At 38.6% G+C, this 14,434-nt stretch carries 18 protein-coding genes; 7 read left to right on the top strand and 11 right to left on the bottom strand.

Annotated features, from left to right (window positions below):
- Positions 1-88: 88 nt before the first annotated feature.
- From PSF67_RS04765 to zinT, 5 genes are all read left to right on the top strand, one after another.
- Positions 89-1,426, top strand: coding sequence for a cytochrome ubiquinol oxidase subunit I (locus PSF67_RS04765; RefSeq protein ID WP_102139652.1), 1,338 nt, complete (start codon positions 89-91; stop codon positions 1,424-1,426).
- Positions 1,416-2,426 carry a cytochrome d ubiquinol oxidase subunit II gene (gene cydB / locus PSF67_RS04760; protein WP_102139653.1) on the top strand — a complete coding sequence of 337 codons (1,011 nt, stop codon included), beginning with the start codon at positions 1,416-1,418 and terminating at the stop codon, positions 2,424-2,426. The genes PSF67_RS04765 and cydB overlap by 11 nt, the downstream gene beginning before the upstream one ends.
- Before the next feature lie 4 nt (positions 2,427-2,430).
- Entirely contained in the window at positions 2,431-2,562 is a 132-nt protein-coding gene (locus PSF67_RS04755) for a DUF2474 domain-containing protein (RefSeq protein ID WP_306821397.1), read from the top strand.
- A 214-nt stretch (positions 2,563-2,776) separates the two neighbouring features.
- Positions 2,777-3,616, top strand: coding sequence for a siderophore-interacting protein (locus tag PSF67_RS04750; RefSeq protein ID WP_102139655.1), 840 nt, complete (start codon positions 2,777-2,779; stop codon positions 3,614-3,616).
- A 218-nt stretch (positions 3,617-3,834) separates the two neighbouring features.
- Positions 3,835-4,479 (top strand): metal-binding protein ZinT, encoded by a 645-nt coding sequence (gene zinT, locus PSF67_RS04745; protein WP_166265422.1) that lies wholly within the window; start codon positions 3,835-3,837, stop codon positions 4,477-4,479.
- Positions 4,480-4,550: 71 nt separating this feature from the next.
- Here the strand turns inward: zinT and phoH are convergent, their stop codons facing one another.
- The 4 genes from phoH to PSF67_RS04725 all read right to left on the bottom strand — a co-directional run bounded on the left by phoH (position 4,551) and on the right by PSF67_RS04725 (position 8,353).
- A complete protein-coding gene (gene phoH / locus PSF67_RS04740; RefSeq protein WP_272676582.1) occupies positions 4,551-5,336 on the bottom strand; it encodes a phosphate starvation-inducible protein PhoH in 786 nt (261 codons plus the stop codon).
- Positions 5,337-5,828: 492 nt separating this feature from the next.
- A complete protein-coding gene (locus tag PSF67_RS04735; RefSeq protein ID WP_430442478.1) occupies positions 5,829-6,803 on the bottom strand; it encodes an endonuclease in 975 nt (324 codons plus the stop codon).
- Between the two features lie 276 nt (positions 6,804-7,079).
- Positions 7,080-7,550, bottom strand: a complete 471-nt coding sequence (locus PSF67_RS04730; protein WP_102139658.1) for a threonine/serine exporter — start codon at positions 7,548-7,550, stop codon at positions 7,080-7,082.
- The gene (locus PSF67_RS04725) at positions 7,541-8,353 is read right to left on the bottom strand and encodes a threonine/serine ThrE exporter family protein (RefSeq protein ID WP_272676581.1); all 813 of its coding nucleotides are present in this window, start codon (positions 8,351-8,353) and stop codon (positions 7,541-7,543) included. The genes PSF67_RS04730 and PSF67_RS04725 overlap by 10 nt, the downstream gene beginning before the upstream one ends.
- Before the next feature lie 200 nt (positions 8,354-8,553).
- Between PSF67_RS04725 and PSF67_RS04720 the strand changes: the two genes are divergently transcribed.
- Positions 8,554-9,195 (top strand): TetR/AcrR family transcriptional regulator, encoded by a 642-nt coding sequence (locus PSF67_RS04720; RefSeq protein WP_102139660.1) that lies wholly within the window; start codon positions 8,554-8,556, stop codon positions 9,193-9,195.
- On the opposite strand, the gene PSF67_RS04715 is transcribed toward PSF67_RS04720, so the two are convergent.
- The gene (locus tag PSF67_RS04715) at positions 9,192-9,593 is read right to left on the bottom strand and encodes a hypothetical protein (protein WP_229597572.1); all 402 of its coding nucleotides are present in this window, start codon (positions 9,591-9,593) and stop codon (positions 9,192-9,194) included. The genes PSF67_RS04720 and PSF67_RS04715 overlap by 4 nt on opposite strands.
- Before the next feature lie 243 nt (positions 9,594-9,836).
- Here PSF67_RS04715 and PSF67_RS04710 point away from each other — a divergent pair, with 243 nt between their 5' ends.
- Positions 9,837-10,130 carry a DUF5339 family protein gene (locus tag PSF67_RS04710; RefSeq protein ID WP_036958707.1) on the top strand — a complete coding sequence of 98 codons (294 nt, stop codon included), beginning with the start codon at positions 9,837-9,839 and terminating at the stop codon, positions 10,128-10,130.
- 53 nt (positions 10,131-10,183) lie between these two features.
- Here the strand turns inward: PSF67_RS04710 and PSF67_RS04705 are convergent, their stop codons facing one another.
- The 6 genes from PSF67_RS04705 to PSF67_RS04680 all read right to left on the bottom strand — a co-directional run bounded on the left by PSF67_RS04705 (position 10,184) and on the right by PSF67_RS04680 (position 14,352).
- The gene (locus PSF67_RS04705) at positions 10,184-10,621 is read right to left on the bottom strand and encodes a universal stress protein (RefSeq protein ID WP_102139662.1); all 438 of its coding nucleotides are present in this window, start codon (positions 10,619-10,621) and stop codon (positions 10,184-10,186) included.
- A gap of 169 nt (positions 10,622-10,790) precedes the next feature.
- Positions 10,791-11,126: a hypothetical protein gene (locus PSF67_RS04700; protein WP_102139663.1), complete on the bottom strand. Its 336-nt coding sequence runs from the start codon at positions 11,124-11,126 to the stop codon at positions 10,791-10,793.
- A 125-nt stretch (positions 11,127-11,251) separates the two neighbouring features.
- On the bottom strand, positions 11,252-11,680 hold the full coding sequence (locus PSF67_RS04695) for a universal stress protein (protein ID WP_004263978.1): 429 nt from the start codon (positions 11,678-11,680) through the stop codon (positions 11,252-11,254).
- A gap of 115 nt (positions 11,681-11,795) precedes the next feature.
- On the bottom strand, positions 11,796-12,233 hold the full coding sequence (locus tag PSF67_RS04690) for a glyoxalase (RefSeq protein WP_102139665.1): 438 nt from the start codon (positions 12,231-12,233) through the stop codon (positions 11,796-11,798).
- 80 nt (positions 12,234-12,313) lie between these two features.
- On the bottom strand, positions 12,314-13,243 hold the full coding sequence (locus tag PSF67_RS04685; RefSeq protein WP_272676601.1) for a Gfo/Idh/MocA family protein: 930 nt from the start codon (positions 13,241-13,243) through the stop codon (positions 12,314-12,316).
- Between the two features lie 329 nt (positions 13,244-13,572).
- Positions 13,573-14,352 carry a YaeF family permuted papain-like enzyme gene (locus PSF67_RS04680; protein ID WP_102139666.1) on the bottom strand — a complete coding sequence of 260 codons (780 nt, stop codon included), beginning with the start codon at positions 14,350-14,352 and terminating at the stop codon, positions 13,573-13,575.
- Positions 14,353-14,434: the final 82 nt, after the last annotated feature.

Genomic DNA, 14,434 nt, shown 5'->3' with positions numbered 1-14,434 from the left:
ATTCCTTTTGCTAAGGATTAGCGCCTCAATTGCTCTCATCAGAACGTTAAATATTGCGTGCCATTAACATATCCACTCAGGGGTCAATATGTTTGGACTAACTGCGCTGGAACTTGCCCGTATACAATTCGCTTTTACGGTCTCGTTTCATATTATTTTTCCCGCCATTACTATTGGGCTGGCAAGTTACCTTGCGGTGCTACAAGGTTTATGGCTTAAAACTCGTGATGAAGACTATATAAAACTGTTCCATTTTTGGTCAAAAGTTTTTGCCGTTAACTTCGGAATGGGTGTTGTTTCTGGTTTGGTCATGGCATACCAATTCGGCACTAACTGGAGCTTTTTCTCAGATTTTGCAGGGGGTATTACAGGGCCGCTTCTCACTTATGAGGTGCTTACCGCATTCTTCTTAGAGGCCGGTTTCCTTGGCGTTATGCTATTTGGAATGAACCGTGTAGGTGAAAAATTACATTTTTTCGCCACTTGCATGGTCGCGTTGGGAACGATTATTTCCACGTTCTGGATCCTAGCCTCCAACAGTTTCATGCAAACACCGCAAGGCTTTGAAATTATTGATGGGCGCATTGTTCCCGTTGATTGGTTTGCGGTTATCTTCAACCCCTCTTTCCCTTACCGCCTATTGCATATGACCACCGCAGCATTCCTTGCGGCAGCATTTTTTATTGGTGCATCTGCGGCTTGGCACTTGCTCAAAGGCAACAAGTCCAGCGCCATGAAAAAAATGTTTTCCATGTCCCTGTGGTTGATTTTGATTTTAGCCCCAGTTCAAGCTTTAATCGGGGATGCTCATGGGCTAAACACACTTAAACATCAACCTGTTAAAGTGGCTGCAATGGAAGGTCACTGGGAAAATAAACCTGGAGAAGCCACTCCGCTTATCTTATTTGGTATACCAAACCAAGAAAAAGAAAAAACAGAATTTGCTATCGAAATCCCTTATTTAGCAAGCCTGATTTTAACCCACAGTATCGACAAACAAGTGCCTGCGTTAAAAGAATACGCGCCAGAAGATAGGCCTAACGTGTTTATGGTGTTTTGGTCATTCCGCGTAATGGTCGGGCTCGGCTTATTAATGATCGCGGCTGGAGTCTGGGGTTTATGGCTACGTTATCGTAAAAACTTGTATGAATCCAAAACCTTCCTACGCTTTATGTTCGTCATGGCTCCTTCTGGTTTGATTGCCATTTTAGCGGGTTGGTTTACAACAGAAATAGGCCGACAGCCATGGGTTGTTTATGGGCTACAACGAACCTCTGATGCAGTCAGTGCACATGGTGAAATGCACATGAGTATCAGTTTAATCGCCTTCTTTGTGGTTTACGGTGGGGTGTTCGGTATCGGCTACATGTACATGATGAAATTAATTCGTAAAGGCATCGCGGAGGACGCAGCTCATGGGCATTGATTTACCTCTCATTTGGTTTGTCATCATCGTATTTAGTATGTTGATGTATATTGTTATGGATGGGTTCGATTTAGGCATTGGGATCCTTTACCCTGCGCTAAAAGACAGCCAAGACCGTGATCTGATGATGAATAGCGTTGCCCCTGTGTGGGATGGCAATGAAACTTGGTTGGTTTTAGGTGGGGCAGCACTATTTGGTGCTTTTCCTCTCGCTTATGCGATTGTCCTTGATGCGTTGTCAATTCCATTAACTTTCATGTTATTGGCCTTGATTTTCCGTGGTGTCGCCTTTGAGTTTCGCTTTAGAGCGGATGAATCACACCGCCGCCATTGGGATCACGCCTTTATTTGGGGTTCAATTTTTGCCACCTTTGTTCAAGGTGTGGTAGTTGGTGCCTTTATCCAAGGCTTCCATGTGGAAAACCGTGTTTACATGGGTGGTTATTTCGATTGGTTCTCACCTTTCCCACTGTTTTGCGGATTTGGCCTCGTCGTTGCTTATGCGCTATTAGCTTGTGGTTGGTTGATCATGAAAACGGAGGGCCACTTACGTAGCACCATGTATCGTGTCCTACGGCCATTAACATTACTGATGTTAGCGGTCATAGCAGTGATCAGCTTCTGGACCCCAATGTTAAATGACGCAGTCTTTGAGCGTTGGTTCACCCTGCCAAATCTGTTCTTCTTCTTACCGGTTCCATTACTGGTATTAGGCTGTACTTGGTTGATCCTAAAAAGTGCTAAGCGCCAACGGTTCGATAGCGTGCCATTCTTAGCGGCTTTAATGTTAATTTTCCTTGGGTTTACTGGTTTAGGCATCAGTATTTGGCCGACACTCATTCCACCCGCAGTCAGTTTCCGTGATGCCGCAGGCCCATCCGAAAGTTTAGGCTTTATGTTAGTCGGTGCGTTATTCATCATTCCTGTTATTTTGGTTTATACCTATTGGAGTTACTATGTCTTCAGAGGAAAAATTACCCCAGAGCAAGGCTACCACTGATAGCGTGAGTGCCTCTCCTTGGTGGAAAAAACTCGGTTGGATGGCTATCATCTGGTTCGGAAGTGTACTCGCATTGTTTGCATTTTCATCAGTATTTAAATTGATGATGACCGCCGCTGGAATGAAAGTGAAGTAATTAACTTTTCTATATGCCGTAGACTAAAAGTCATACGGCATTTTTATTAAAATCAATGGCTCATCACTATGAGTTGCCCTATCTTCTGCTGAAAATCTCTCTTCATAAATATCCGCCCCCAATCACTCACTAGCGGTTGCAACTTACAAATTTATTCATGATAATGATAATAATTACCATATAATAAAATTATCATTAATAAAGGAGATCGTCCGTGGCCACTGAACAACCTGTTGAAAAAAACATCTATCGCCCGGCTCCACCACAGCTTATTCAAGTTAAATCCATTACCGATATCAGCCCATCTATTCGTAGTATTACTTTCACAGGTGAAAGACTCAATACATACCCAACAGATTGTGAAGGTGGGCATCTGAAAATATTTTTAGCCCCTGATTTAATCAGCCAGCCCGCACTCCCTATCCTAAGTAAAGAAGGCCGTAGCTGGCCAGAAGACAAACCTCGCCCATTTGTTCGTACTTATTCCGTCAGAGCCATCCGTCCAGAAGTTAGCGAGATAGATATTGAATTTGCTATGCACGATGGCGCAACTGGCCCTGCATATCTATTTGCTCGGGATGCAAAGCCCGGAAATTGGATGGGAATTACCAATCCAGGTGGTCCAGACCCATTATTACCTGCAAGGCAACACTACTTTATGGCTGGTGACTCCAGTTCCCTACCCGCTATCGCCGCATTATTAGAGAAAATGCCAGCGAATGCCCAAGGCAAAGTTGTACTACGGTTAGATAACCCAAAAGACGTGAGAGAACTGAAAAAACCAGAACAAGTTGAAGTGATTTGGGTTTGTGGTGATATCACCAAAACCGCTGAATTAATTAGCACGTTTAAGTCTTGGGTGATCCCAAGCAGCGACTGCGCTTTCTGGATTGCGGGTGAAGACCAAATTATTCGTGATCTGCGTCGTTATATTCGTCGTGAAAAAGGTTTTGGCCGTGATGATATCTATGCAATCCCTTATTGGCGATATGGCTATGATGAGGAAGGTTACCATCATGAGCGCCATGCTGTAATGGATAACCCTGACGATTAACTTCAATTCAAATATTTAGTTCGCTTGTTGGTCTATAAATGCTAATAAGCGAACTTATTTCCTGATCTTGCCTACCTTCATCAAATTATTAGCCATTATTTTCCCCAACAATAAACTCCCTAAAATACTTTTCATACCATCAAATGTTATGTTATAACATAATGGTTTTTTATAATCTTTATATTCACTACAAAAATAGGAAAACCACTGTGTACAAAATGGCAATTTTAAAAACTAGTCTTTATATTGCATTAGCGCTCACTAGTTATACCGCTGTTGCTCATGGCTCACATAGTCATTCCCATCCACAATCAGAGAAAGCGCTACAAGCTTCAAAAGGGATTTTTGAGGATACTGATGTCAAAGATAGATCTCTTAGTGATTGGCAAGGCATCTGGGAATCTGTAAATCCATTGCTATTAAATGGAAAACTTGATGAGGTTCTAGAAAGTAAGGCCAAGAAAAATAAAGACAAAACGGTTGAAGAGTATCGTGAATATTATAAAAAAGGCTATGCCACTGATGTTAACAGTATTGGCATTGAAAATGATGTTATTGAATTTACCCAAAACGGGAACGTAAGCAGCTGTAAATATGACTACGCGGGTTACAAAATTCTGCACTATACTTCAGGGAAAAAAGGTGTTCGTTACTTGTTTGAATGCAAAGATGCAAACTCAAAAGCGCCTAAATTTATCCAATTTAGTGACCATATTATTGAGCCTCAGACTTCAGGGCATTTCCACCTGTATATGGGAAACGAATCCCAGGAAAAATTATTAAGCCAGCTAGAAAATTGGCCAACCTATTACCCATATACTCTTACCGATGAGCAAATCGTACATGAAATGCTCTACCACTAGTCAGTTGTCCCTATAATTTAACCTATGCCCTGCAAGCAAATCGTAGGGCATAGGATTAATGAATATCTTGATCAATCGTTATAGGCCAGCAATGCTTTATGGCACAATTGTGACCTCACACAATCCTCAATAGTAAAGTTCACCATTGATACCATTTCATCACTACTAAAACGTTGTAATGCATCAGCTAACCCTGAGGACACACCTTCAGGCAAGTCACACTGGGTCACATCACCATTGACAATCACCGTCACATTTTCACCAAGCCGAGTTAAAAACATTTTCATTTGAGTGACGGTAACATTCTGAGCTTCATCTAATATCACGACAGCATTTTCAAATGTTCGGCCTCGCATATAAGCAAATGGCGCTATTTCCACTTTGGCAATTTCAGGACGCAAACAATACTGCAAAAAGGATGCCCCCAGTCTTTTCACCAATACGTCATAAACAGGGCGAAAGTACGGCGCAAATTTTTCTGACATATCACCCGGTAAAAAACCAAGATCTTCCTCCGCTTGAAGAACGGGCCTTGTTACAATAATCTTATTGATATCTTTATGAATTAACGCATCAGCCGCCAGTGCAGTACTGATATAGGTTTTACCACAACCCGCTTCACCATTCGCAAAAATGAGTTGCTTATGTTTAATGGAATTAATATAGAGTTTTTGAGCTTCATTTCTGGGTAATATAGGGGATTCATCACGACGTTCTTTTGCCATACCGATAGCTTCAATGCCTGTATATTCAGCAAATGATGCGACGTTATTGATATTAAAACGACCTGAACGCTCTTTACGTGATGAACGTTTCATTTCACGACGTACCTTTGTTGCAGCTTTCTGTCTACTCATAGTATTAACCCTTCCCGGTATCAGTGATGTCAATTCAAATGACGGACTATTCCAAACAGAGAGGAGCTCCCTTCAAGCTCAAAGTTAATGGTCAAATATCGATTGTGGCTGTAACTTGGTGCCATAAGTCGGCTAATAAAAAAACCGGTTACCAATCTCACCATGGAAATTTCATGATGGAGTGATAACCGGCTTCGAATTCGTGTGAATAAACACGTATTTCCCATTAGTTTCTCCTGTAGCAGCGATACTTTTAAACTAATGAATCTATATGACAGTAATATGACAAACTACAATATTTTTTGTACCTCAATGAGTCCATGTTTTTATTGCAGTTTTCATTTGCTTTAAATATAGCGTCATTTTTTTTAATAATGCAACATTTTTCCAACAAAATTTTAGAAGTTTATTAAAGATTTTCGTTATCACGCATAAAAACAAGAAATAAAACCACAGTAATCAGTGAATTAACTACTGTGGCTTACAAGATAATTAGCGTCTTTTACAATTTCCCGCTAACTCAAAACCTGCGGCTTTAGCTGCTTGTTCATTAGTGAAAATAACTGCATTTTTATCGGCAATGGTATTGAAGCTAGCGCAATGTGAGAAATGATATTTTTTGGAATTACGATTCCCTTTAATTTCAACCACATCTGGTACAATAGATTTATTTTCTATTATCTTAGTCTGAACCAAAGGTAAAACTGGAGAAATATTAACTCCCTCTGCCCCATTTTTATGGTTTAAACTCCATTTTTTCTCCCCTGTCACAAATGGGTTATGATGCCCCATCATTTTAGCGATTCGATTATCTCGCTTGATTTCCCAAGACGTTGGAGGATATTTATTATCCCACGCCATCAATAACTGTTGCTGTTGACGTGACATAGACAAGTTATAACGGTCATGCATATAGAAATATACTCGGGCTACTTGCCCTTTAGCCTCATTCCTTGGTTCAAAGACTTTTTGTTTAAAATCAACTCGACTGCGGCACATTCCGTATGGGTACGGCGTATTAGTAGGTAATTGCCCAAAACTAAAGTTGCTTCTATCACCATTCACCTCACCAATAGAAGGCGCTAAATTATGCATATCTGCTTCCATTCGGCCAAAAATAGGGTCACTAGACACACAGTTTTTCCGTCCCCCTTTTTGCCAGCATTGTCTTTGATGACCAAACACCCATGCAGGAACAATATGCTCCCATTCAATACGTTCAGCTCGGTTCTGTTGTTTACGCACTTGATAGCCGCAAGAGGCTAAATCGACTTTCCCCCCGCTTTTTCCTACCCATTCCCACTGGCAGCCGCAGTATATTGTTCCCTCACCTTGGTGGTTTTGATCTGCATAAACCTGAGTTTTACTCAGCATTTTGGCTTCAGTAAATGAATTTGGTGCAGAAAATGAAAAAGCAGAAAAAATAAATAATAGAACCGAAAAAACGAATTGATAATATTTGGACAAGCTAAATTGTTTCAAAATAACACCACTAATAAGAATATATGCGAAGAATTTAAATGAATGCGTTAGTTTTTCCTCTAACACATTAATGCATAAGAAGAAATATCACATATTCTAATCAAATAGTAGCATTAATGATATCAGCGATGACTCAATTTTATAGTTCACCACCACATCAGAATTTATGCAGCTTTAATAGAATTTCTAACTCTTATTAGTAAAAGAGCAAGGTATGACTTACGGATATAGCAGGAATACCCGTAAGCCATCCCTTAAAAATTACACACTTGGTCTTTTGCGATATAACCATAAACCAGGTAAAGAAATACCAATAGACAAAGCTCCAACAATGAAGGAGGCCTTTAAGAAATTAGTCACTAAGACCTCAACTAATTCAGGGTCATAACCAGATTGCGATATTTTTACTACTGAAATCATTGCAATATAGGCACTAATACCTGGGAACATTGGGATCACGGCGGCAACAGTAAACACTTTAGGATGGGCTAACCACCAACGCGACCACTGAATACCAATAATACCAATTAAAATTGCCGCAAGAAAACTTGCCCACTCAATTTGCAAGCCGAGTGTCATCAGTATCATTCTAAAACCATAGCCAATAGCACCTAATAAGGCACAATATTTCAATGCCCTTACAGGCACATTAAATACCATCGCAAACCCCGCGGCCGGTATAGCGGCTAATAGCATTTTCTCACATAAAGAGAATAGAAATTCTATGCCCATTCTTTTAAACCCCAGACTGTCATTGCTAATACAACGCCAATGCAGGTAGCCAAAGTAAGAAGGCTCGCCATTGTCCAGCGCGCTAATCCTGTATTAACATGCCCTTTAAACATATCCGCGACTGCATTAATTAATGGAAAGCCTGGAACTAAAAGCAATACACTGGCAGCCATCGAAATCGTTTCTGTGACCGCCAAATACGGTATTTTCAGTAATAAGCCGGAAACGGTTGTCGCGACAAACGCAGTAATACAAAAATTAATTAGCGGGTTCATTTGATGGGAGGTTAATACTTGCCGAACATACATTGCACAACCACTGGCTAAAAATGTAATTAACGCACTCTCCCACCCTCCTCCATTCAACTTGCTGAAACAAGCGCAAGATAAAGCCACCATCAAAACCATTAACCATCGAGGATAACGTAACGGTTTAATTGATGATAATTTCTTTTGTAATTGTTTTCGGTCTAATAAATGGTGTTCAACTAAAATTACTGCATGCTGAACTTCAGTAACAACATGCATATTTATACCACGGTCAATAATACGTCGCGTTGACGTTAAGCAACGGCCATCAATTATAGTGGTTAAAACCAATGAATTAGATGAGATAGCACTATCAACTTGACTTGCCCCAAGCGCAATTCCCAGACGAGTCGTCAATTGTTCGACGAGCATACTTTCAGCACCATGTTGCAATAAAAATAAACCACACTCAATACAGAGCCGAGTTACTTCACGTTGCTGATTAACGGGATCATTTTGGTCTATTTTTTGTTCATTTAATGCATGCTCTGTCATCTTGCCCCCAACATTATGACAACCATTCAGATATCATCCTAAACATGTTAATCTTTATAAATATCATAAAGACAAATATCAGCTTAAATGATGATCTCTTTCAGGTAAATCTATGATTGAGGTCACGTGATTTAAACTATTTCAGTAAAATTTGTTATGTTACTTTCTTATTTGAAGACAAATAGCAGGATTAACCATTCATGAATAACCCTCTTACAGCTAAAACCCCAAAAGGCCGACGTCGTCAACAGGCTTTGATCGCTGCGGCAACTGAAATTTTTCTGCAATATGGGTTTGAAGGCGCAACATTGGATATGATTATTGAAAGAGCTGGGGGCTCTCGAACAACTTTATATAAAAACTTTGGGGATAAAGAAGGGTTATTTGCCGCTGTTATTGCATCTATGATTGATGATATTTTTCAAGAACCTGATGAAAAAATGCCCCCATTAGATACGATTGAGTCTATACTTTCTTTTTATGGCTCTCGATTTTTATTAAATGTACTTAAGCCTGAATCCATTGGGTTATATCGGTTAATATTAGGTGAATACAACCGTTTCCCTGAAATAACGCACGCGTTTTTTGAGCAAGGCCCAGTAAAAAGCTATCGCTTATTAACACAAAAATTAGCTTTACTTCCTGATGTTAAAGTGGATGAAAAAACATTATTAAGTATTTCTTCGCGTTACCTAGAAATGCTAAAAGCGGATGTCTTTATCACCACTTTCTGTATTGCTGATTTCAAGCCCAGCGATGAATTTATTCAACAGCAAATTGCTATGTCTGTTGATATCATCGCCAGTTATATCCGTAAAATCAGTAAACACACAATCAACTAGGCTAAAACTGATTGGGCCTGCTCTTTTGCTGTTGTTCCATCCGCTGCGATTAAAACCTGAGGGCCATATAACGCAGACAGCATAGGTGCCATGCGTTCCATCTCCTCTTTATCTCGGCCATCGGGTTGTAACGTAACAACTAGGGCGCGACAATGCTGTTCCATCGCTTCTTTAGTGTCTTTTAACCAACGACGCACATATTTCATACTTTGCATATCTTCTGATGATGGTTTTTCTTTTTTAACCACTGGCGGGTATATCAAGACAAATTCATTTCTTCTCGCCAATAACATATCCATCTCTTCTAACCACAAACGTGTTTCATCCATAGTAGAGGGAAATATATTCATCTCACAGATCGGCCAATTTTCTGTTTTTATCATATTTTTATTCATCATAATCATCTCTTTCTTTATCATTATTTAAAGTGTACTTAAATGTACACTTTTACATTGCAATCAGTCAAGAATGATTATCATTTGTATTTTGCAAATTATGCTATTGTCGTTAGTGACCAACAGGAATATTCTCAATATGTAGAAAAAACTTATCAGTTAAAAACATTCACGTGTTCGAATAGTGCGTTTTTGAATATGGGGTGTTATTCTGACGATATTATGAATTTTGAAAGCGAAAATACGATGAAAAAAACTCTTCCGATTGCATTTAGTCTATTAATGGCTTTCACTGCATTTAATGCAAATGCAGGTGCAACCTGTGATACTTATTTCAAAGAAATGAACGACCTTGTTAAGCAAGCCGAAGAACAATATAAAGATGAAGCCAATGCAGGTGAACAGATTGCATTAATGAAGTCTCAATTAGAAGAAGCGAAAAAAGCCCTTGCTAGCTACCCTGATGATGCACAAGAGCAAGCTTGCAGCCAAGCACTTAAAGCAATTGAGCAAGCCAAAGAAGCGGTTAAAACCCCCTAGGTTTATTCGCTCTTAATAGACAAAAAATAGCCTGCTAGCAGGCTATTTTTATTTTATCGAACGACGAGTACCGAGATCTTCGCATAGGACACAATCCCTGAAGCATTTGAACCTAATAAATGCGTTGAAATACTTGGATTGCGTGAGCCGATAACAATAAGGTCAGCATCAATTGCCTCAGCTTCTGATAAAACTTTATCTCGTGGTGAGCCAAACTCAACCTTATAAGAGATTTTATCTGACGGATAATCAATTTTTTCAATGATTTCTTTTAGCTGTTCTTCTGAACGCTCAAGAGCTTTTTTAGCAAATGAAGACAATAAATCATAATGATAACTGTAGCTCATTGAAAATCTTGAAACATCTGGAACTGAGTGAAATAAGTGAATTTTCGCATTTGAGATTTTTGCTAAATAAATAGCATGTTTTAATGCGTTATCTGTTAATACATCTTCAGATATATCCACGGGAACCAAAATTGTTTGATACATATGATGCCCCTTATTAATTATGTTTAGATTTTTATTCAAGTTGTATTGTTGTGTATTTTTACAACTTAATTATTAGGCGTAGCGGGTGAATATTTTCCTTTTAGTCTTTCAAAGTATAGTCTTACTACACTAAAAAAGCTGTGAAGCCCCTTACTATTACAACAAAAAATTATTCTTCTAAATGCCATTTATGCAAAATGCGATGAATGAAAGGAGTTACAATTAATCCAATACTGATAATAAAAACGCTTTGTAAAAATAAACCATAAATAGCGATAAAGAAACGACCTCCTCGTGTAATAGGAGCCGGCTCAATAGCTTGTCCACTCAACATAGACAACGCATTAAGCATTGACTCAACAGCTGAGTGGCCTTCAATAACATAAAAACCGATGATACCGGGTAATAACCCAAGAAAAAAAATCAAAAGTCCGAGTAAATAAAAACGCAAAACTCTCAGAACAAAGTGTTCAACACGCAGTAATTCTTGCGAAAACTTTTCCATACTGACTCAAACTCACCTTGTTATAAGTAAGATCAATCAACTTGAGTGATAAAGCTAATAAAATTGGAAATACCAATAATGAAATAAAAAAGAACCTACCCTATGAGCAGGCTCTCCTCTAATTATTAACGTACAACCAACACTGATGTCTCCGCGTAACGCACGATACCTGCGGCAGTTGATCCTAAAAGATGAGTTGTAATATTTGGGCGACGAGAGCCGATGACAATAATATCTGCATTAATGTCTTTTGCTGTATTAATCACTTCATCTCGTGGAGAACCAAACGTTATCGTATAACTAACGTCATCGTGAGGTAAATCAATTGAATCCATTAACATTTTCATGTCTTCTTCTGCTTTCACTGTCGCACGGTCTTTTATTTCCATGTAACCTAAAGCGTACGCATTAATAATTGCTGAGGAAATGGGTAAAACATGAATAAGATGAATTTTAGCACCCGATTGTTTTGCTAGATTAACTGCATGACGAACGGCTTTACTGGTTAATTCATCTTCTGTTAAATCGATAGGGACCAGAATCGTTTTATACATAACCCCTCCTAAAAATAGTTAAAATGAAGTTCTACAACAAAATTATAAACAATTACTAATAAATGTCTCTTATCCACAAAGATAAATGAGATCTCTAGCTACAAATAAAAGCAGGTTATTCTCTTAGCCATGGCGTCACCGTTAAACCAACTAACATACCTTCTGGGCTTAATAACCTTGTTACTGTTTGTCCCCAAGGCTCCATTCGGTTATTAACTAATAAGATATAACCGTCCTTAAGGCAACTGTCCGTGATTTTTTCGATGTCAACAACCTCAAATTCCATCCAACTTTGTGGTATCGGTATATTTTCAGGCCATTCACTTTGCCTAAAACACGACTGGGCTGCTTGTTCTATAGGCCAAAGTGCAAAATGTTTAACTCCTTCAAGCCCTTCTTGTTCGCAAGTTAAATATTGGCTCCCTTCTTCTATTGGCTTTAAAGGTAGCTTTAACAACTCAAGATAAAAAGAATGGCTTTTATTATAGTCAGTCACTATCGGGCCAAACCCTGCAACAAATAATACGTCAGAGCTTTCTTGTAAATGTATCATCCGGTGTTCCTATATCATCATGAGATACCAAAATTTTAACGTTTAATAGAGTCGATAATTACGGTTACCCTATCACATAATTAATCGCTGACTTTATTCGCTGTAGATATCATTTGTTCAACCATGCGTTGGGCTTTCAAGCCCTCTTCACCACTGATCAACGGTTGAGTTTGATTTGAAATAGAATCAACAAAGTGACGAATTGCGCCATCAAAACCGCGTTGAACTAAAATTGAATCCCAATTAGCGGGTTTTTTCTCACTAATACCAACCACATTTTCACTCCTCCAGTGGTTCATATTGGTTATTTGATGAATACTGTCCTCTGCAATCACAATAAGTTGCTCTTGTTGACTTCCTGCTTTGCGATGCATCGATGTTGTTATCCAACAGTGACCCGCTTGCATATGGTGCTCTGCATAAAACAACTCGTCAGCATTTGTTTTATGAATGCTACCACTGATTAACTCTGCATGATTTGGCGCTATCCATAATACAGTATCAACGACATGCAAATAATCATCTAATAAAGTAAATCTAGCGTCACTCGGCCCTACGTTGTCCATACGGTGTTTATCCATACGAATAGACCTGATTTTTTTAATATCTTGTTTAATTGACATATAAAACGGTGAGAAGCGGCGGTTAAATCCAACCATTAACATTTTCTGGCGCTGCGCTGCTAATTCAATTAATTGCTCAGACTGTTCCGTTAACTCAGTCAATGGCTTATCAACATAGACATGAACGTTTGCATCTAATAGCCGCTTGATTACCTCAAAATGGCTTTTCGTCGCACTATGAACAAAAACAGCGTCACATTGCTGTGCAAGTGCATCAATATTACTAAACAGAGGAATACGATAACTGTCACAAATCAGTTTTGCCTTCAATTGATTAGGCGAAAAAGCGCCAATCAACTCCCAGTTTTCCTCTCTAGTTAAGATTGGTAAATACGCTTTTTGTGCAATAGCTCCTAAGCCGACTACACCTACCTTTAATTTTCGCATCATAAACACGCCTATTAATGATTAATCTCAGGAAGAATAATCTCATTAATGTGTTTTTTTAAAAAATTTTTTTGTTCGAAAAGTAATTTTCATTAGAGTTAAACCTACAATACATTGTTTTTTATAAATAAAAAACGCATTAAGGCAAAAAAAGGAAAGAATTAACTACATAAAAAAAGGGGTTGATTTCTTAAATGAGAATGGTTATCTTTTACTTCGTGAATACTTGAGTAAATCACTCAGGTTTATCACAAACGACATTGCTCACATTGCTTCCAGTTTAGCAGGCCAACTTTATATGTTGGCCTTTTTTTTAGTTTAATTACACACTATTTTCTGCGTATTGCACTGCTAAAGCTCCATGATTTCAAATGTCCAACATACGATAAACGTTGAGTTGGCATGAAAGTCGGTACATCACCTGTACGCATATGTAATATATCCGCAGGTGTTATCCATGATGAATTCCCCTCAAACAAAGGAATACCCGCATACTTATAAGCATCTAAGACAAACTGTGAACAAAAGAAACCATTAGCTTGGTCTATATCATCGCCTAATTGAACTGTCGCTAATGTTTTTAAGCAAAAATTACGTATCGTTTCACCAATTAATGGAAGTTCACATACTCTTTTTGTGATCATCCAAGGAGCAATCATCACAATACCTTTATAGTTATACTTATTTCCATTATTTTGAACTGAAAATTCGCGTAATTTTTCTGCATGTAATGATGTTAAACCAGCTTGTCTCAACACTACCATGTTATTAGAATCCTTCACTGCTTGGTCTAACGTAATGATCCTAACCCCACTTCCAACAGATTCAGCAACCTCCCCCAAACCCAGATAAATAGATGCGTGGCTTACCCCGCTAATACTAAATAACCGAATTCCCCATGAATTTAACCCTGTAGCAGATGATAAAAGAATATCACCTGGCAACATATCAGAAACAGCCAAGGTCTCTACAGAGTCCTTAATAGGAACCGTATTTGCGTGTTGAATATTAAATTTTAAACGGTTAGTTTCTTCATCGGATTTAAACTGAGTAGAGCACCCTAAAAGAGAGAAACAAAATAAAAATAGTAGGTAACAAAAAAATTTCATTCTATAACACCTGATAGCCATCTTTCTTTTTAGTTTTTAATTAATGCGAATAATATCGCTTAATCTATTTTATGACTACTGT

Source organism: Providencia sp. PROV076 (assembly GCF_028483405.1).
Lineage (GTDB): Bacteria > Pseudomonadota > Gammaproteobacteria > Enterobacterales > Enterobacteriaceae > Providencia > Providencia huaxiensis.
The sequence above is the reverse complement of the archived record's forward strand: the minus strand, read 5'-3'. Positions and strand labels throughout refer to the sequence as shown.